Source organism: Nostoc sp. 106C, assembly GCF_002154725.1.
GTDB lineage: Bacteria > Cyanobacteriota > Cyanobacteriia > Cyanobacteriales > Nostocaceae > Aulosira.
Genome location: NZ_MTAW01000193.1, coordinates 35,242 through 55,677, shown reverse-complemented (window position 1 = coordinate 55,677; position 20,436 = coordinate 35,242). Strand labels below are relative to the sequence as shown.

The following is a 20,436-nucleotide window of genomic DNA, read 5'->3' as shown; positions in this document are numbered from 1 at the left end:
ATCACCTTTGCGCTAGCCAATCCACAATTTGGGTATTGACAACATCTGGAACTTCATCATGGGGACAATGACCAGCGTTGGGAATGGGGATAATTTTGATTGCTTTGCCATTCTCACGCGCTTGTTCGTAAATCTTTGCTCCCGTAATTGGTGTCCAAGGGTCATCAGCACCCCAAATTACCAATAGGGGACGTTCTACCTTGGGCAAAAGTTCCCCAGGGCTTGGACCTGGAGGTGCTGTCAAAATTGATGCAAAAACTTGCTGTGCTCCCGGATCGCAAGCTGGAGTATAAAGTAAATCAACTAATTCATCTGTAACTGCTTCACGATTGCGGTAAACCTGGTAAAGAGTGCGGCGAATTTGGGCTTTTTGGCGGATGCGGTTAAAAACCAATTTGCCTGTAATAGGCGATCGCACTACTCTGTTAAAAGCTGACATAACAATGCGTAGTGGTGGATTCAATTCGTGAGGACGATGGCTCAACCCACCAGCAGAGTTAATTAAAACACCACCCGCAGCAATTTCTGGATGTTCTGCCAGTACCATCAAGCTGATAAGCGCGCCGATGGAATTACCGATAAATACGGCAGGTTCTTTGATGTGTGCTGTCCAAAAATCTTTGAGCAGTTCCACCCAAACTTCTATGGTGTAATTAATTGGTGCTTTCTCAGAACCACCAAAACCCAACAAATCTATAGCGAAAACTTGATAACCAGCATTTGCTAAAACTGGGATATTTTTGCGCCAGTGTCCAATAGAAGCACCAAAGCCATGAACCAGTACCAGAGGGCGTCCTGTACCCATAACAGTGTACTGAATTTTATAGCCCTGCCAAGTCCAAAGGAATTTTTCCAAAGTGACTGAAGGTAACTGCTGGGTAGTTAAATTCATTATTAAGATTCCTAAAGTATTGTTTTTATAGTAATATCTCTCACCTGCAAGAGTTCTGAACAAAATGCTATTTTTGAACCAACCCCACCTGGGTTAGGCTTGTGTTCTTTGCTGTTGTGCATGGAATTGGTATAGATTCAGTAGCTAGGATGCTTGTCACAATTCGGTTCTATAATTTTGAGTTTTGAATTGCTTATGACTCTTGCTTCCAACCAACTCAAGACCGAGATTGTCTACCCGGACTCTGACGGTAAACCGATGGCAGAGAGCGACCCAGCACGCGATTATTTAATTTATGGTGTAGAAGCCCTAGATATTTATTTCCAAGACCGAGATGATGTTTATGTATCGGGGAACCTTTTTATTTACTACAAAAAAGGTATTCCTAGTGCTGTAGTCGCCCCTGATGTGTTTGTGGTCTTTGGGGTAGAAAAAAAGAAGCGCCTTAGCTACAAGGTTTGGGAAGAAGGGAAGAAAGTTCCTAGTTTTGTTTTGGAAATCACTTCTGCAACGACTCAAGAAAATGACGAAATAGAAAAACCTTTGAAGTATGCTGCTTTAGGCGTACAGGAATATTTTCAGTACGACCCCACAGGAGATTATCTTAATCCTCAACTTAAAGGTAGGAGTTTGGTTGAGGGTAAATATCAAGCTATTGCACCAACACTATTAGCTGATGGAGTATTCTCCATTTACAGCCAAGTATTAAGTTTGGACTTGAGAGTAATTGACCGAGAATTACGGTTTTATCATCCCCAAACTGAGAAAAGACTCTTAAGTTACAAAGAAACAGAACAAGCACGACAAGCAGCCGAACAAGCGCGACTGGATGCAATACCTAAACTATTAGAGTTGGGTTTGAGTGTGGAGCAGGTTGCAAATACACTTAGCCTAAGCGTGGATGAAGTAATAAGTTGTCTTCAGAGCGATCAGTAATATTACTTTACTAGAAGTTTGCTTTTTATCTAGCTAAGTATAAATTATCGATGTTAGTTTCATCTAAATCACGGGATTAATAGTTCAAGGGAATATAGATTTCCTTCGACCTAATAGCCTATCGGTATGCACTGAAGATGAAACACATAAATCAGAGTTACTTAGCTTACTTAAGCAAAGTTGTTGTTGCTGCTACCTTTGTAGCAATGTTTTCGCCAACAGCTTATGCCAACACGGCTTCAGGGTCTTCTACCAACGTCGCACAAACACTAGGAAATTCTACAAGTCAACAACTTTTAGCTGATAAAGAAGTAGAAACGACCCGTAGCACCACTATTCGGCAGCGAACTGTGACCACAGAACGCCGCAACCAGGTAATCAGTAGTAATTCCGTCAAGGGAAAAGCAACGGGATTTAATCTTGCTGTTTGGCAACCTGCTGGTAATTTTTCGGAAGTAATTACCCGTATTTCTGTCAAGGGTAAACGTGGCAAGAGTTATTTAAAAGAACGGTTTTTGGGCGATTACAAATACAAGATTAAGCAAAAAGCCAAATTTGTTAAGGGCTTGAGAGAAGGCGATCGCGTTATCGTGCGGTTGTATGATACTCAAAACCACTTTATTGGCTACAGTGAATTTGAATGTTTAGCAGCAAACACCACAGTTAACTTAATCTTGTCTGCTAACCCTAGTGAGTATCAAGTTGTCCGCACTGTTTATGGTGTTGATGCCAACTCAGACGGCAAAATTGACACGGGTAGTACCACTTACGACTACTTCACCCAAGTCAGCAACGAACGTGTTAGCTTCCTAACTAGTTCACAGTCAATCAATGTTAGCCAATTCCAAGTCCAGGGTTGGTCAACAGTTCCACTCACCAGCGTTTATCCTTCTTCTTTTACTCAAGGTGAGTATACCTTGGTGCGCCAATCAATTAATGCTTTCAGTTCCAGCTCAGCTTTAGCTTTGAAGGCTAGACCTGGTGAATTGGTGGAACCAATTGAACTCAGCGATGACAATAACTCTGTCTACAATGTCAGCCAGATGATGATGAAGTTTCGCGAGTTTGGCGTAGACAGCAGTGTTCAAGTTAAGTTTGACGATGTATCAGAAAACCACTGGGCTAAAGATTTTATTGCTGAATTAGCAGCCTTACAAGTTATCCAAGGTTTTCCCGATGGTAGTTTTCGTCCTGATGAACAGTTGACTCGCGCGCAATTTGCGGCGATGCTTAGTCAGGCTTTTGACAAGGTGAAAGTTCGCAACCCTATCAGTTTTAGGGATGTTTCTACTAAGCACTGGGCATATAATGCTGTCCGCGAAGCATATTCAACAGGCTTTCTATCAGTTTCTGGTAATCAATTTAACCCTGCGCAAAGTCTTTCTCGCCTGGAAGTTTTGCTAACTTTAGCGCGAGGACTAAACTACACATTTAGCGGTTCTACCGAAACGATTTTAGCAGCCTACACCGATACTACTTCAATTCGTAGCGATGTCCGCAATGCGATCGCTGCACTCACACAACGAGGTATTGTAGTCAATTATCCTGATGTCCAAACTCTGAATGCTAACAAAGTAGCAACAAGAGCTGAAGTGACTGCTTTGATATATAAATCATTGGTTAGTACTGGTGAAGTGGCAGATATACCTTCTCAGTATGCTGTCGAAAAAACCCAGCGTTCTGAAGTTTTGGATGAAAGTATAACCCCAGCAGAAAGTGGAAAACCACGCCGTCATTGTAACCAAGGCATAGGTAATGGTGCCGAAGGTTGCGACCCCGGTAATTCTCATCCCCACGGTGGTAGCAACGATGAAGGTGGACGCACTCCAGGTAGAAAGTGATAGTTAGAACAGTAATTTACTAATTTTCAAAACCCGGTTTATTATTACGAGAAAGACCGGGTTTTTCGTTGCTATTTTTTAACGAGAGAGGGAATTGGCAAAGGGTAAAAGAGGAATCTGCAAATTTTTTATTGTTCGATTTTTGCAGAATTTTCTTGCATATACAATTCTCTAGATGGAAAGGGAATTTTAATACCTTCTTGCTGATATCGCTTGTGCAATTTTTTAATAAATAAATGTTTCCCAATACGCTGGTCAAAGAATTCATTGACACGCATATATAAAGTAAAATCTATACTAAAATCTCCAAATTTGTGAAACCTTATGTAAGGTTCATTGGCTATTAATTCTGGTGCTATCTCTTGCATTACTTCTTTCGCAACTTGAACAGTGACTTTTTCTACTTGTTCTAGATCGCTATCATAATCAACCCCAACATTAATCGTTAATGTAATTTCTTTGACTGGTAAATGATAATTAATAAAAATTGCAGAAGCCAACTTTAAATTTGGCACAATTATGACGTTATTAGAAAGCTCTCTAATAGTTGTATTTCGCCAAGATATATCTATCACATATCCTTCATGGCTATCTTCTAGCTTTACATAATCTCCAGTTCTGACTTGTTTGGAGATAAGCAGATAAAAACCGGAAAACAAATTTTCTAAGGTATCTTTAAGTGCTAAACCAACTGCGAGACCACTAATTCCTAAAGTTGTGACTATTGGTGTAATTTGTACACCTACTGTTTGCAATAAAATTAGTGACCCTAAAACTAAGACAGCAGCTTTAGCAATATTAGAAACTAGTGATGTTGAAACGCCTTCGGTTCTGTGGGTAAATAAATTCACAAAACCAGCAGTCAATCTAGCCAGAACTAGAGTCACTGAGTACAGTACAACTATAGTAATGATTTTTTGCAGTAAGTTAGCAACATCTGGCTTAATCGGAGCACTCAAAATTGCTGCCAAAAATCCCGCAAGTGCAAACCACAGAAAGGTCATGCGATGCAGAGAGGAAAATATAATTTCACTTCCAGGAATTTTTGTTTTGGTAACAAATATTTTCAGCTTTTTGAAGAGAAATTTTTCCGCAATTATTCCAGCTAGTAAGCCAGCCAGAATCAATACAATTGGTAGAATCCATTGCATCATAGTCAATTTGAAATTTGATATTTAAAATTACGGTACTCGGTGAGAGTAACTCACACCTGGTAAATTTTACCTTGTAAGTTGCCGAAGTAACTGTTTGAGATTTTCTGGACTCATAGTAACTTTTACTTCCAGCTGTTGCCTTGCATCCTGTAATGTGAGGATATGGTTTTCACCAGATGGATTATATAAATATTGGGGATTTGTGAGAGAAATTGTTTGATAGGTAATTGACGGTAAACCTACCCTAATAACTAGTTCTTTTTGTGACTGGGGAAAAATATATAAATATTGGTGCAGGCTATCAAGAATTAGTTGGTGTGGCGTAGTGTTACGTTCCTGCGGAGAATCAGGTTTACGCCAATAGAGAGTAATACCACGAATTTCTGGGTTAGCGATCGCAAACTTTTCATCGAACCGCTTTGGTTCCCAGTCAATGCGATCGACTTCAGTATTTTGCGTAATTATTCGCTGTTGCCAGGTAACTTCTTTACTATTTAAATTTGTCCACCATTGGCCAATGGTAGCTAAGATTTGGGGATTTTCCGGATCGCCACTTCCCGATTGCCAGACAGTTTTTAGTTGCATCATCGGCTACAAAACAAGCACTGAGGCTGCTTGGCTATGTTTTACTTGTAACTTTTAGTGTAAACAACAGTTGGGTTTCATCAAATGAGACGTGGAGGGCAACAGGCTGTGGTTCAAAATAAATAACATGGATCTGCCAATTATTTATCACCCAGATTACATTGCTCCTTTACCCCCAGGACATCGCTTCCCGATGTCGAAGTTCCGCCAACTCTACGAATTACTGTTAACTGATGGTGTGGCGCAAATCGAACAATGTCACACTCCTAAACGTCCGCCACCAGAGTTAATAGAGTTAGTTCACACTCCAAACTACGTTCAAGCCTACTGTGAGGGAACCTTAGATGTTAAAGCCCAACGGCGCATTGGTTTACCTTGGAGTCCAGCACTGGCAAATCGTACCTGTATAGCTGTTGGTGGTACAATACTCACTGCCCAACTAGCACTAAGTCAAGGTTTAGCTTGCAATACAGCAGGCGGAACTCACCACGCCTTTCCCAGTTATGGATCTGGTTTTTGTATTTTCAATGATTTAGCGATCGCATCCCGCGTTTTACAAAAACTCGGACTTGTGCAAAAAATCTTAATTGTGGATTTAGATGTACACCAAGGCGACGGTACAGCGTTTATTTTCCAAGAAGACGAAAGCGTTTTCACATTTTCGATGCATTGTGAAGTCAATTTTCCTGGCACCAAACAGAAAAGTGATTTGGATGTTCCCCTACCAGTAGGAATGGAAGATGACGCCTACCTGCAAACCTTAGCAAAGTATTTACCAGATTTATTATCTCAAGTGCAACCAGATTTAGTTTTTTATGATGCCGGAGTAGATCCTCATGTAGGCGATCGCCTGGGAAAATTAGCTTTAACCGACAGTGGCATTTTCCGTCGAGAAATGCAGGTTTTAAGTACTTGTGTCGGTGCTGGTTATCCCGTCGCCTGCGTCATTGGTGGCGGTTACGCCGATGATTTGAACTCCCTCGTGTGGCGACACTCTCTAATACATCGGGCTGCCAGTCAAGTCTACAGACAATATAGACTTTAATACAGTACTTCCTCAATGCGAATGGTAAAAATCCTGATTTATTATTTGGAACCACAGATGAACACCGATGAACACAGATAAGCCATCGGTGTTTATCTGTGTTTATCTGTGGTTTTATTCTCATAAATAGAAAATCTTCCTGGCGGTTACTGGATGAACAAAACCAAAGTCAGAATCTACGAACTATCAACCGAATTAAAAGTAGATAGCAAAAAGCTACTAGCAATTTGCGCTGAACTCAACATTGTAGCCAAAAGCCCCAGCAGTACAATCTCAGAATTCGAGGCAGAACGCCTTCGCAAAGCTGCAAAACCACCAGCCGCCAAGGTTGCTTCTCTACCAGCAAATTCCTCAAGAATGAAAAAAGCCTCCGAAGATTGGGGCTATATGTTCGTAAATTCGATGATTGATAGTTTTATCCGTCATCTTGAAGACGCATCCACCGTTGCAGAATATCCCGAATTTGGGGAGCGCCGAGAATATGCCCACGAGTTAATGTATGAATGTTTCGGTCAAAAGCCTTGTCTATTTTATGTCCGTCGTAAGGGCGCGGGGAGAGCTGCAAAAGAAGAAATTTGGGATTTAGTCGTAGCGACAGACTCAGACGATAGTAAATTACCCCTCAGACTTCAGAAGCTAGGAAAAACTTTAGGATTTAAAGCAGCAGTACAACCAAATAGCGATGACGGTTTAAAAATACTGTCTGCTTATTTACTCCAACCCTCACGGGGACAAGCCGATGCTTATGCTGTGCCCTTTCGCTTACGGCTTTTGCCCAACCATGAGCATCATATCGGTCTTCCCTCATCAATATTTACACGTATGTTCGCCGCACCAATTTGTGGCGACTATGTGCCTACAGAAGAACAACTCAAAGCCTGGAAAGCATTTTTGCAGATTGAAGAAAGAATTGCTCAAGCACGTCAATTCTGTGTCCCTTATACAAGCCACAACTACAACTTTAAAAGGCGGATCAGTTTTGAAATTGATATCGCCTCAGCTACCCTTGACGGTTCTAACGAAAATCCCTTGGATGTAGCCAACTTTTGGGAACGGGTCAGAAAAGCCAAAAACGATGACTTAAAGCTGTTCGAGACTGCACCCACAGGAAAAAACTGGCAGCAAAGCCGCTTATTAGGAGCTATTGAAGAAGTTGACACCAAGCGTTGCATTATCAGCGTCAGGCTGGAACGGGACTTAGCTGACTACATAGCAAGCGGACGTTATCAGTTTCCCAACACTGGATTTTTGTGTTTTGAAGCACTGGGGGACATCAGACAAATTCAACGCAAGAAAAAAGCCTTAGACGATTTGAATAATGGTCGCACTCAAAATCCTTACTTGGGCAATTTCTTATTCGACGCTTCCCAAGCTAGACCAATTCAAAAAACTGTCCAACTACAAGCACAAGATTTATTACTTTCCTCCGCTAACCCTGGTCAAAAAGCAGCAGTAGAAACGGTACTTTCCGCCGAAGATCTGGTTTTGATTCAAGGGCCACCTGGTACAGGGAAAACTACCGTAATTGCTGAGATTTGCTATCAAATTGCTTTACGAGGTGGACGTACCTTAATTGCCTCGCAAGCCAATTTAGCAGTTGATAACGCCCTCAGCCGATTAGTTCACAACCCTGTAATTCGGGCGATACGCAAAGGACGCGCTGAAAAAGTTGGGGAGGAAGGACAACCATTTTTAGAAGACCAAGTGATTGGTACTTGGTTAGACAATACTGCTACTGACTGCGAAAACAATCTCAGTAAACGCCACAAAAATGTAGAGATTTTTCGTCAATTATTGGGATCATCACAAAGATTTACCGCTTACTTCAAAGCCGAAGAAGAATTTCAACAGAGTCAACAGGAAAGAACTCAACTCCAGCCAAAATTAGAGGTAGATCTAAAAAAGCAAGAATCACTTTATCAAGAAGCCTTAGCCAAAAAAGCTGAGGTAGAAACTTTAATTTCAGGCTTAGAAAGCCTCCTTGATACGCCCTCTATAGTCAATTGGGAAGCTCCAGAGATTACAAATTTTTTACCCCATCTTAGACCCTATACAGAAGGTAATAATTTAGTCAAAACCTTTTTAGTAAATGTTAGTAAAGCCATCAGTTTGACCAATATACTTGGCTTTGTTCAACCTCAATGCGGTGCTTTTGGATTAGCCGTTTGGCTACGCGAGACTGTAGGGTTGGGAATTCCTGAATTTAGAACTGCGTTAATTTATGCTCAGAGTGCAAATGTAGCGATGTTAGAAGTTGTAGCAGCAGTGCAGGTTTTTAAGCAACATTCTAGCGATTTGCATCAGTTACAAAAAGAGCATCAGCAATTCTTTACTAAACAGCAAAGCCTACAACAAACAATCCAAACTTGGGAAAACCGCAAACAAGAAATCGATTTAGTGATAAACGCCGTTAAAGAGTGGAAGTCTACGGCAAATTATCAAGTGGCAGAAATTTTGAATCACTCTCGCCAGACTGCTCAAGCATTAACAGTAGATTTGATGCAATTACCACCCGAATTGGTGAGTTTGGCTAATTCTTTAAAAATATCACTGATGCCAGCAAATTACACAGTCAATCTACCTGATTGGGAGTTATTGACAAAAGCAATAGCTTATGAGATGGAAGGTGATTTTAATAACAGAAAAGGTAAACAGCATAGTTTTAGCTATTTTTTACAGCAAAATTTCAGCCAACTGCCGATAGTATTGGAAACAAGCGCTCGTACTCAATGGCAGGAAATTTATCAACAATTTAATAACTATCAATATCTGGCAACAAATCAACGAAAAACTCTAGTCGAAACTGCTCAGATTTTTTTAAGCAGAATTCAACAAACTTATGGTGCTTGTTGGGAACCAGATAATAGTGCATCTACTCTCAGTCAAATTACCCAAGAACTCATAGATAGTATCTTAGGAAATGCGCGCCAATGTGTTTTAAAAGTCAAAACAGAAACAGAACAGCAGCTTCAACATCTGCAACGACAATTAAATGAACTACAAAATAATGAAATTGCTCAACAGCAAATATTAAATGCTCAAAACCAGATAGAAACAGCGCGACAAGATGCGAATTTAAAACTTGCAAGAGTTATCAATATATTGCAAGAACTCAACCAACAGTCAAACGTTCCTAATCAATTACGTACTTTAGCTGAACAATATCTCACAACCCAAGCAAATATTTGGGAAAAACCTCAAGAATTCTCCAAGCACGTTCATTATTGGATAAATCACCTCAGTCAGCTTGAAAGTTTGATAGCATCAATTGAGCCTTTTGCTGTATTAGAAGATATCAAAATTACTCTATTTGAACATTTATCTAGGTTACAAGAAGAAACTACAATTTTTCAACAACAACTTGATAGCCTAAAAATAGAAATAGCTGAAATAACCCGAAAGTCACAACCACAGCTATCAGAAAGTTTGTTATTAGAGCGAAACTGGTGGGAGATAGAATGGCAAGCAATACCTGATAGATTTAAGTCTAAAATTGCTGCTATTAACCTGTATGATTTAGAATTTTTACGCAGCATCAAATCACAGTTTGAAGCTTGGCAAAATCAACTAAATCAAGACGAAACTCATCTCAATAAATATCAAAATTTTATCCAAGATTGGATTGAAAAAGTACGCAACCCATCTGAGCGCGATCGCAATGATTTAAGGCAAATTTATTTAGATAATGCCAACGTCGTTGGTATCACCTGTGTACAAGCAGCAGGACGGGATTTTTCTGAAGAATTCAAATACTTTGATGTCGTCATTGTTGACGAGGTTAGCAAGTGTACTCCACCAGAGTTACTCATCCCAGCCTTAAAGGGTAAAAAGTTAGTCATGGTGGGCGACCATAAACAACTACCACCGATGCTTGATACTAATACTTTAGAAGAAGTTGTTCAAGAAATTGGCAGTACACGAGACGAACTGCAATTTTTAGAAGAATCGCTATTTAAAAGTCAATTTGAAGATGCAGATCAAAGCATCAAACAAATGTTAACTACTCAATATCGAATGCATCCTTATATTATGGGTGCAATCAATCAATTTTATGAGGGCAAACTAGAATGCGGAATTTTACAGCCTGATATTAAACGCGCCCATGATTTAACAGGTGAAATCATTCAACCCGATCATCATCTGCTTTGGGTGAAAATGCCCAGAGAAAATGATTTTCAAGAACAGCGAGAAGGAACTTCCTTATTTAATCTTCAGGAAATTGATGTAATTGAAGCTTTGTGTCAGCAATTTGAAAATACTTGGTCTGCGAAAGTCGCTTGTGGTGAACCTAAAAAAGAAATAGCAGTAATCACCTTTTACGGCGCTCAACTAAGAAAAATTGATGAACGCTTACAATCAGAACTTTTCCCTTCACTGCAAATTCGGACTGGTACAGTTGATAGATTTCAAGGTATGGAACGTCCCGTTGTCATTGTAAGTATGGTTCGCAACAACAGTAAGGGAGATGTGGGATTTGCTAAAAAGCCAGAACGGGTGAATGTGGCTTTTTCTCGCGCTCAAGAATTACTGGTAATTGTGGGTTGTCACGATTTATTTACCCAACAACCAGGTAAAGTCGGCAATATGTACTCAGAGGTTGCAAATATTGTAAATCATCATGGAGGTTTCGTTGATGTTTCACGCATCTTCGGCTAAACCTATTGATGATAGTCTCAGCAATATAGTTGAAGAGATTGAATCGCAAAATCCTCAATTATTAGTTTTATCAGCGCGTCAATTACGCTATAGTTTACATCAAACAACAGTAGAACTCACTATTACAGAACCCCGTCCATTTAATGTCCTAGAAGAATTTATTATTCGCGCTGGGATTGAATTTGAGCCATCACCCACAGCTAATGAATTAGCATCCATATTAGGACTTGATACAGTATTTGTCCAAAGTACAATTGCAACTCTACAAAAGTTGCAAACTCTAGCACAAAAATCATTTATTACAGTTACCGAGCAAGGGCGCTTATTTTATGAGAAAGGTTCTGTACCACAGCCTCCATATACTGTACAAATTCATGCAATTACAGACTCTTTAGGCGAAACCGTAACTTTTCAGGGTGAACCATTAAATGAAGTCGTTATCAACCTGCTGAGTTTAGCTAATATTTTAAATATTGATTTTAAAATTAATGAAATTTCTTCCTTAAGTTTGGAGCAAATTCAAACAAGCCTTCAGGCTTCTGGTGTAGCACTTCATGTACCAGAAACCGGAAAGATTGTCACAGCTTTTAGGGTGATAGCTCCAACTCAAACTATTTGGCGAAAAATATCTCTTTTTTTGATTTTTGATGCCAAGGAAGATAAAATTTGCTTACAACTGCGGCGAGGAAAGCAGATTTTAGATTCTCGTTCAAAATGGCTGGAAATACTGCTATCTGAAGGTAAGCTTTCTTTGGATGCTCTGTGTAAATCATCAAATAAAAGCATCAATTTTGAGCAGGAAGCAGTCCTTAAATATAAAAATAGTGAAATTGAAGCCAAACTTGAAAAGATTCGGCAACAGGCTTTAAAAGCTAATACGAAACAAGTTATACAGTTACGCGATCGCCAAATTAATCAAACTTTTTTAGAAATTGTAAATAGGGCAAAACATCAAATTATTATCTATTCCCCTTGGGTAAATCAGGTACTAGTAAATGAGGAATTCCTGAATTCACTACAGCAGTTAGCCAAGCGTGGAGTTGGGATTTTAATTGGATGGGGAATTGCACAGCGACAAGAAGATGAAGAATCACCAATACTACTAGAAATTGCAGAAAAACTGCGAGCAATTAAAACCCCTGAAGGTTTGTCAGCTGTACAGGTTTCTTGGTTAGGAGATTCCCACCTCAAAGAAGTAATAGTTGATCGAGAAATTTATCTTTGCGGCTCATATCACTGGCTTTCTTCTGGCGGCTATCAAATACCAACAGGCGAGTCTGTTTATCAAGTAACGATTCCCAATCAAGTCCAGCAGGCCTATGAATTTCTCGCCAATCGCTTTCAAAACTATGCTCAACAATTATGGGCACAGGCTTTAGAAAACTGTGATGCTCAACTAGCTGTAGAGGCTGTGTGCATTTGGGGTGCATTGGGTATGGAAGAGATAGCAGTTACAGAAATAGAAAAAAATAACTGGCTGGAACTGTTACCCATATGGCTAAATACGGTACTTCCGGCGTTAAGGTCGAATAATTTGCCTAATGATTTAAGAAGTTTTAAATTAGCACTTTCGTTGCTGAGTCAGGTTACAGGAGAAGAAATTTTTGTTGATTTATTACGAGAGGGATGGCGTCAAGTTATCAATGCGATCGCTATACACAACCGGGAGACTGCTTTAAATTTACTCAACAATGAAGTGTGGTCACAGTTTCTCCGTCTCCAGATTGTCTCAAAAAATGATGCCCCCGATGATTTGATCTTGCAGCAAAATGTACCTCAACCCAAGAAAGATGAACCAGGGACAAAGCCAAAAAAAGGACAAATAGAAAAAAAGACCAGAAGAAAAGTTAAGGACTAGGCGCAAGATTTGATTTAATACTCGTAAAATAAATCAGACTCCTAGTCGCTTTGTGATGAGTTATACCCCTCATCCCAACTTGATATAAAAATGCATATTATATTAGCTTGCGGCGAGCGATAACGTGTAGCCTCACATGAAATTGGTAAGTAAACATTTAGTTACAAAAGCGACAGGCTACCGTGCGTTCAAGCAATAATGATTAAAATTTAACCAAAAAAAAATAATTACTACCCAGCTAAAACATCCGGTTTTCCTGGCTTTGTGTTGATAAATAAAAATATGAATGCGGAATAGCATGTTTTGCAAATCGAGGAGTTTGGAAGATTGTTAGCGGTATTAAGCATGGAATAAATGTGATAGACAATACATTTTTTGCTCACCTTTATACATGAATTCTTAGCATTCAACAAAATCTATTACTAATGGTTTTTTACTAGTTATCTATTGCACAATTAATAGTTTTTTAGTTGCAAGAGTAGTAAAAAATTTAGTGTTCTTGTTAATTTAATAATGAGATGTCCAATGCTGCACCAAATACGAACACCTAATTTTAATCAGGCAAATTTTATAAGTTGCAAAGTTTATACTTAAATTAGAGCTTAACATTCATAATCTTCGTGACTACGTACTTAAATACAACAAGTTTGCGGTATGAATAAAATCATTAATTTTAGTTGTGTTTCCTGCGACTGGAAAATAGAGCCAGATCAAAATACACAACCTAAGCAGTTAATATACACCTACGTAACTCTGCTTAGAAATGTAAAGATTGAATAGAGTAACGAACCCATTTTTAAAGGAACAGTAAAAGATATATTGCCATTTTGGCAGGTTTTACTAGGTTAGATGGGATATTAATAGATAGTACGAATAGTTATTGATATTCATACGTTAGTTGCTATCTACCGAAAACTGCTAGAGCTAGGCTAATCCTGAAATAGGTAATTTTCTCCGCAATTTTACGTACTAGGAAATAATAATACATGGTATTATCACTGTCTTCTCAAAACGTTATCCAGTATCTGCAAGATGCAGGTCTGTGTAGCTCAGAAGATGGAGCATCAAAAGAATCTGAGTTACCAGATAGGAGTAAAAATTTCAATTTACTAGTGAATCTGGCAGATAATCGCAAACTACTGATTAAACAAGAACGTAGCAATCATTATCATGAAACTCCCCATGAGTTTTTTAATGAGTGGTTGTTTCACCAATTGCTACAGCAGTTTCCGGTTATCGGTAATATTTCTGCGATCGCATCATTAGTACTACATTTTGACGAGGAAAATTCTATCCTTGTCCGCAACTACTTGAGTGACTATCAAGAACTTAGGAATTTTTACCAAAAAACTGATATTTTTGCAGATGATATTGCCTCAGCTATTGGTACTACCTTGGCGGGGTTGCACCGTGCTACTTTCAACGGTCGAGAGTATCGCGATTTTATGGCTACTGCTCCCGAAGGACAGTTTCGTTATCACTTCTATAATCCGGCCCAAGGGATAGAGTCGATAGCACCAGAAATTTTTGGCATGGTTCCCACTGAAGCGTTGCAATTCTATACTCTCTATCAGCGTTACGAAAGTTTAGAATCAGCAATTGCAGACTTAGCATACGAATGGAATCCTTGCTGCTTAACTCATAACGATTTGAAGTTGAACAACATTTTGGTTCATTCTCGGTGGCAGCAGCTTGATAATTGCTTGATAAGATTGATTGACTGGAAAGCTTGCGCTTGGGGAGATCCTGCTTATGATTTGGGCACTTTATTAGCAAGCTATTTGGAAATTTGGCTTTCGAGTCTTGTAGTAGACCCCACTTTGGAGTTAGAAGAATCTCTGCACCTGGCGGTAACACCGCTGGAGGTTCTTCAACCTTCAATCTTGGCTTTAACTCGAAGTTATCTCAATGCTTTCCCGATGATTTTGGACTACCGCCATGACTTTATTTTGCGAGTTATCCAGTTTGCCGGATTAGCACTGATTTATCAAATTCAGGACAAGATTAAATGTCGCAAAGATTTTGATAATGCTGACATGTGTATGCTGCAAGTTGCCAAAAACTTATTGACTATGCCAGAGCAAGGTGTACAGACAGTTTTTGGCATTACTCAGCCAGAAGTTCTAAAACCTGTGGCTAAAGTCCATAAACTTCCTCAGCCAGAACGAGAGAAGCAACTGGTTCGTCTTTATTACGAAAAAACTCGCCTCCGCGGTTGTTAATCTAAGTAAGCCGAACTATTAACCATGCAAAATTGTATTTTTGCATTTGAAATTTTTATTCTATTCCCCACACAGAATCTTCCATAAACTCTTCATATCTCTAGGTTTTTATCAGGGAAGTCACGCTATTGGCTACTTGTTAGTTGTCTAATTTCCCATTTTGAATTTTGAGGTTTTATTGAACTAATGGTATATTCTTCTGTTCATCAACCCCTGACTTCTCTATTTGATATTGCTAGTAATATCCAAATCGAGTCTAACTTTTGTATTCACCATCCCAATTATCAACCCTTTGCCCTGCCAGCGAAAATAGCAGATAGATTTCAGCAAAATTCGGCAGATTTACAGCATAAGTATCTAACTCTACTATTGCGGAATTTCCTCTACGGTATCTATTACAATGGCTCTCTGCAAAACATTTTGGCAGTCAATGCTGATGCTGCTCATCATCTACCACACCAAAATTTAGAAAACAATGCCACTTTGGGTATTGATGGGGAATTTTACGAACGACTGCACAATTGCAATCATGGTACAGGTTATTTTGACCCTAGTTGGGAAGTATTGCGGCAGGAACCTGATGGTAGCATGGCTGTGAACAAGGGCGGATTGACATTATACATCGAGCCTGACTGTCATCTCAAACCCCATTCTCAATCTGCTAAAGTTGGTGACTTGGTGGCAATATGGATGCCCAAAAATCGCCTGCAAAACGGCTGTTACTTGGCAGTTAGCAATTTCGGGCAAGAACGACAAGACAACCCAGAGAGTGATTTGGGAGCAGGGCGAATCTATTTTAATATCACACCATTTGGTGCGATCGCGCTCATGGATAGTCTCACAATGGAACTGAACGAGGCTGGTATTCCTTTTAGCTTTCAGGTTCCGTTCAATCCCTCTGCATACGGACGCTACGACTCAGGGATACTCTACTTTGAACGTCATGACTATTTAGCAATCCGTGAAGTTCTGCAAGGTGTCTATGCGGAACATGAATCCCATTTTTACCCCGAAATCCCTTTATTCACCAAGTTTTTGGCACCAGGACTGAGTTTAGCCGAAGAACCTATTAAAAAATTTGCGGCACAAGAAAGTTTTGGTATGAACCGCTGTCAAATTGTTGCTAATGGTTTGTTGGAAGCTTGGCAAAAAGGTAAGAATGCTCTTGATGAGAGGATGCAGTCAATTAACCGACACTTTACCCGAAACTTAGTTGATGTGCAGCGTCCTTACCTCAATCCTAGTTCTGAGGATATCTACTCTCCCTTGAACTAATTGTTGTAATAGTTACTGTAAAATTAATCTGTAGAGCAGGCTTATAGCCTGCTCTTTTTATGCTTGAATTTTTGAATCATCAAATATGCCATTCACTTATAACCGTAGCGTTCGCTTCCAAGATACTGATGCTGCTGGGGTAGTGTATTTTGCGAATATTTTGGGGATTTGTCATGAAGCATATGAAGAATCTCTAGAAGCAGTAGGTATTGATTTAAAAGCTTTTTTTAGCAGTCCTTCCGTAGCTTTTCCGATTGTTCATGCCAATGTAGATTTTTTACGCCCAATTTTTTGCGGCGATAAGTTGTTAGTGAGTTTAATGCCACAAAAATTAGGTGGCGAGAAGTTTGAAATCGCTTACGAAATTTTTATTGCTGAGGTGATAGTTGCTAAGGCAATCACTAGACACGTTTGTATTGATGTGAGTAGTAGAACTAAGCAGGAATTACCTGTTGAAATAGTTAATTGGTTGGAAACGAACCGCAGAGACACAGAGGAAGCAGAGAGAAGAAAGTCCAGGGAAATTATGTAAAAAGTTCACTCAGCCAAGCTGCTTTGGTTGGTTACTAGTTTCTGTAGTTGCTGGCGGTTGATTTTACCTTGAGAGTTACGGGGTAAGTTGGGGACAGGAAGCCAATGTTTAGGGATTTTAAATTTACTGATTTTATCTTGAAGGGCAGTTTTAATTTCTAATGAAGTATAAGATTTTTTAGGGATATAAATTGCTGTTAATAATTGTCCCCAGTGGTTATCCGGTATACCAATTACACAAATGTCAGTAATCATTTGAGTTGCTCTGATGGCTGATTCAATTTCTGCTGGATAAATGTTTTCACCTCCACTAATTATTTTGTCACTATCACGCCCGATAATGTTTAAATAACCTTGTGTATCTAAAAAACCAACATCATCTACTTGAAAATAATGCCGATTTTCCCACAATTTTGGATAGTAACCAAGGGCTAGAGATTTAGCTTGAATTGTGATGTTACCTGTCTGATTGCTATTTAAAAATTCACCTTGCTGGTTGCGAATTTTTACTTGGGCATGAGGCAGAATTTGGCCAGAGTTAACTTTGCCATTCAGAAAATCATCAGGTTTAAGGGTAGCAATTTGAGAGGCCGTTTCTGTCATGCCATAGGTGGGTGCTAATCGAATACCATGAAATCTAGCTTTTTCTAGTAGTTCATCCCATGCAGGCGCACCGCCTAGCATTACTGTTTCAAATTGTGATATCCACTCAGTTAATTTTGGGTTTTGCAGGAGACGTTGTAACTGAGTTGGGACTAAAGATATAAAAAAACTTGAATATTCAATATTATATATTCGACCAGATTCTAATGTTTTAAAGGGTAGAATAGCTAGTTGCCCACCAGTAATAAAAGAACGCATAAATTGCATTAAACCGCTGACATGATAAAGCGGTAATACACAAAAAGAGTTAATATAATTTAGCTGAAAATATTCTTTAAATCCTTGCACAGAAGCCATCAGGGTATCCCAAGTGTGGATGGCAAACTTAATTTGTCCTGATGAGCCACCTGTGGGAATCATGATCGGTGATGAGTGCTGAGTAATGAGTTCTAAGTTAGAGAGTAAAAGTGATTTGGAATTTTTAATTATCTCCCCATCTCGCCAAATAATGTCTGGCTGGACTAAATCAAAAACCTGTTGCCATTCTTGTGTTCCCCAATCGGGATTACAAAGAAATACTGGACAATTAGCTGCACAAGCTGCGATAAAGCCCGCTAAAAATCGCTCGGGTTGGCGTTCAGCTAAAATAATTTTTGGTGTTGTGCCTGATGCACACAACTGCATAAGTTCCAAATAAAATTCTTCAGTTAGTTGCTGTAATTGAAGACTATTACAACCAATTAGCCAATCGCGTTCACCTAGTTTTTTAAGATAGTTTAAAGGTTTTGCCATAGACGTTGAAGCCATGTATCTTCTTCTTTTTCAAACAAGTGGTTGATACCAAAACCAACAGCCCGGTTATGCTGAGATAATTCTGCTGCTAGCTGGAGTGCTGCTTGTCTACCAATCGCAGTTTCAAAGACGGATGAAAAGACAGCATCAATGTTATGCTGTCGGCAAAACTGCCGTAGCCGCGATGGTGAACCTGCTATCCCTGGCTTAATTACAAAAATCTCTCGCCACCCTTGTTGATAAGCATGAGTAAGTTGTGAGAGTGTAGCTACAGACTCATCTAAAGCGATCGCTGTACTATAACCTTTACTCAGCTGCAACATCCTCTCTAATTGCTCAACAGCTAGCGGTTGTTCGATAAATTCAATATTTGTGGGGAATTTGTCGCAATTCTCTAGCCATAACTGAGCTTCTTCATAGCTGAGTCCAGCGTTTGCGTCTAATCGCAGTTTTGTAGAGGCTGGTAAGCTGTGAATGAGTAAGTGAAAAATTTCTAGTTCGTGCGCGATCGCATAAACACCAATTTTCCATTTAAACGTGCGATATCCTTGCTCCCACAGTTTTTGCCATGCATTTAATGCCGCTTCCCCGGCTGGTAATAAGCCACTATAAGGCATTGAGCATTGGGAATTGGTTACTCTCCCTTGTCCTGTTTGTCCCTCCAGTCTCCAGCCCCCATTGCCCCTAATCCTCAGAGGGGGCCCCGAGTTCCCTAGTCGCTCAAACGCTGACTCAAAACCAAATTGACAGGCGGGTAAATCATCGGGAATCTTAAAAATCGTCTCTTCTGTGATTTCCTGTGGTATTTGGCGACAAAAATCTAAAGCTTGTTGGAGAGTTTCAGAACCAAACCAATCGATCGGGGCAATTTCTCCCCATCCATCTCTACCTGTTTCATCAATCAGGCGAAGAATAATACTTTCGCGGATATCCCAATTACCATGACTGGTGGTAAGCGATCGCAAAAATCTCCGCGCTATCGGACGAAATTCAAATCTGTAAATCACACCTCTTCATTCTCTCTGCGCCTCTGCGCCTCTGCGTGAAATAAAAGCTAAAGCACAAATCCCACACCCAACAGCAAACAAGCCCAAAAATGTACAGCTACGGCGATAAATTTACAATTATTCACCTTATCTGGTTGGTTATGATTTTTTTGGACATGGCGACATAACTTTACAGCGAAGGGTAAACTTAGCCAACTTAAAAGCGTCCAGACAGGGAAAATTCCCCACAAAACAAGAATCAAGGTGAGGGGATAAATACTTGCAGTAAACCAAGTGAGAACTTGAGATGCTTTTTGGGTTCCCAGGCGGACAATAGGCGATCGCTTACCTGCGGCTATATCATCATCAACCTGGTGAAAGTGGGAGCAAAACAAAATTAAACTGGTGACAATGCCGACTATCACTGAAGCTAGTAAACTCGTCATTGACCAAGCTTGGGTTTGGCTGTAATATGCTGCTCCGACTGCCAACGGACCAAAAGCGAAAAAGCACAGAATCTCGCCTAAACCCTGGTATCCTAAACGAAAGGGAGGTCCTTGGTACATATAGCCCAAAGCACAGCAAAGCAGAATTATCCCGATTACAGTTAGGTCTTGTTGCCAAAGTGCGATCGCTAGTATTCCCAGCAACCCTAAACCTAAGCAAAGATTTCCTAACCAAAATACTACTAATTTTTTTCCAGTTAAGTTTACCAGTGAATGGTGTTTATTTTTGTCGATTCCCGTTTCAGAATCAAAGACATCATTACTAATATTTTCCCACGCCAGAATTAAAATTGCAGCAGCAATAAAAGTAAAAAATACTGCTGCATGAAAATTTTTGGTTTCTGCAAATGCTACCGCTGTTCCTACCCAAATAGGCATAATGGCAACGCTGTACATCGGCGGTTTAATCGCTGCCATCCATAATTTGGTTTTGGGATATAAAATCTGCTTTGTAGTCATCAGTTGTGATTAACTAAATTGCCAGAACCTTACTCATACTTTAGATTTTATTATTTTCAGAGACACTAGATGTTAGTGATTTGCAAAAAACTTTT

The 20,436-nt window shown here is 39.7% G+C and carries 14 protein-coding genes; 8 read left to right on the top strand and 6 right to left on the bottom strand.

What is annotated here, in order from left to right; translation table 11 throughout:
• Nucleotide 1 precedes the first annotated feature (1 nt).
• Nucleotides 2-892, bottom strand: a complete 891-nt coding sequence (locus BV375_RS29685; RefSeq protein WP_086767190.1) for an alpha/beta fold hydrolase — start codon at nucleotides 890-892, stop codon at nucleotides 2-4.
• 195 nt (nucleotides 893-1,087) lie between these two features.
• Between BV375_RS29685 and BV375_RS29680 the strand changes: the two genes are divergently transcribed.
• Both BV375_RS29680 and BV375_RS29675 read left to right on the top strand, forming a co-directional pair.
• A complete protein-coding gene (locus tag BV375_RS29680; RefSeq protein WP_086767188.1) occupies nucleotides 1,088-1,828 on the top strand; it encodes a Uma2 family endonuclease in 741 nt (246 codons plus the stop codon).
• 137 nt (nucleotides 1,829-1,965) lie between these two features.
• Nucleotides 1,966-3,669: an S-layer homology domain-containing protein gene (locus tag BV375_RS29675; protein ID WP_086767186.1), complete on the top strand. Its 1,704-nt coding sequence runs from the start codon at nucleotides 1,966-1,968 to the stop codon at nucleotides 3,667-3,669.
• A 128-nt stretch (nucleotides 3,670-3,797) separates the two neighbouring features.
• Here the strand turns inward: BV375_RS29675 and BV375_RS29670 are convergent, their stop codons facing one another.
• Together BV375_RS29670 and BV375_RS29665 are read right to left on the bottom strand one after the other, a co-directional pair.
• A complete protein-coding gene (locus BV375_RS29670; RefSeq protein ID WP_086767184.1) occupies nucleotides 3,798-4,823 on the bottom strand; it encodes a mechanosensitive ion channel family protein in 1,026 nt (341 codons plus the stop codon).
• A gap of 66 nt (nucleotides 4,824-4,889) precedes the next feature.
• Nucleotides 4,890-5,411, bottom strand: a complete 522-nt coding sequence (locus BV375_RS29665; RefSeq protein WP_086767182.1) for a hypothetical protein — start codon at nucleotides 5,409-5,411, stop codon at nucleotides 4,890-4,892.
• 124 nt (nucleotides 5,412-5,535) lie between these two features.
• On the opposite strand from BV375_RS29665, the gene BV375_RS29660 reads away from it, so the two are divergent.
• From BV375_RS29660 to BV375_RS29635, 6 genes are all read left to right on the top strand, one after another.
• On the top strand, nucleotides 5,536-6,453 hold the full coding sequence (locus BV375_RS29660; RefSeq protein WP_086767180.1) for a histone deacetylase: 918 nt from the start codon (nucleotides 5,536-5,538) through the stop codon (nucleotides 6,451-6,453).
• 153 nt (nucleotides 6,454-6,606) lie between these two features.
• Nucleotides 6,607-11,109, top strand: coding sequence for a translation initiation factor IF-2 N-terminal domain-containing protein (locus BV375_RS29655; RefSeq protein WP_086767178.1), 4,503 nt, complete (start codon nucleotides 6,607-6,609; stop codon nucleotides 11,107-11,109).
• The gene (locus BV375_RS29650; RefSeq protein ID WP_086767176.1) at nucleotides 11,087-12,967 is read left to right on the top strand and encodes a hypothetical protein; all 1,881 of its coding nucleotides are present in this window, start codon (nucleotides 11,087-11,089) and stop codon (nucleotides 12,965-12,967) included. The genes BV375_RS29655 and BV375_RS29650 overlap by 23 nt, the downstream gene beginning before the upstream one ends.
• A 986-nt stretch (nucleotides 12,968-13,953) precedes the next feature.
• On the top strand, nucleotides 13,954-15,189 hold the full coding sequence (locus BV375_RS29645; protein WP_086767174.1) for an aminoglycoside phosphotransferase family protein: 1,236 nt from the start codon (nucleotides 13,954-13,956) through the stop codon (nucleotides 15,187-15,189).
• Between the two features lie 186 nt (nucleotides 15,190-15,375).
• The gene (locus tag BV375_RS29640; RefSeq protein WP_086767172.1) at nucleotides 15,376-16,464 is read left to right on the top strand and encodes a T3SS effector HopA1 family protein; all 1,089 of its coding nucleotides are present in this window, start codon (nucleotides 15,376-15,378) and stop codon (nucleotides 16,462-16,464) included.
• Between the two features lie 85 nt (nucleotides 16,465-16,549).
• Nucleotides 16,550-16,996 carry a thioesterase family protein gene (locus tag BV375_RS29635; RefSeq protein WP_086767170.1) on the top strand — a complete coding sequence of 149 codons (447 nt, stop codon included), beginning with the start codon at nucleotides 16,550-16,552 and terminating at the stop codon, nucleotides 16,994-16,996.
• Nucleotides 16,997-17,001: 5 nt separating this feature from the next.
• On the opposite strand, the gene BV375_RS29630 is transcribed toward BV375_RS29635, so the two are convergent.
• The 3 genes from BV375_RS29630 to menA are packed head-to-tail and all read right to left on the bottom strand — an operon-like array spanning nucleotide 17,002 to nucleotide 20,341.
• A complete protein-coding gene (locus BV375_RS29630) occupies nucleotides 17,002-18,390 on the bottom strand; it encodes a 2-succinylbenzoate--CoA ligase (protein ID WP_086767168.1) in 1,389 nt (462 codons plus the stop codon).
• Entirely contained in the window at nucleotides 18,375-19,397 is a 1,023-nt protein-coding gene (locus BV375_RS29625; protein ID WP_086767166.1) for an o-succinylbenzoate synthase, read from the bottom strand. The genes BV375_RS29630 and BV375_RS29625 overlap by 16 nt, the downstream gene beginning before the upstream one ends.
• A 47-nt stretch (nucleotides 19,398-19,444) precedes the next feature.
• Entirely contained in the window at nucleotides 19,445-20,341 is an 897-nt protein-coding gene (gene menA, locus BV375_RS29620) for a 2-carboxy-1,4-naphthoquinone phytyltransferase (RefSeq protein WP_086767164.1), read from the bottom strand.
• Between the last annotated feature and the right edge of the window lie 95 nt (nucleotides 20,342-20,436).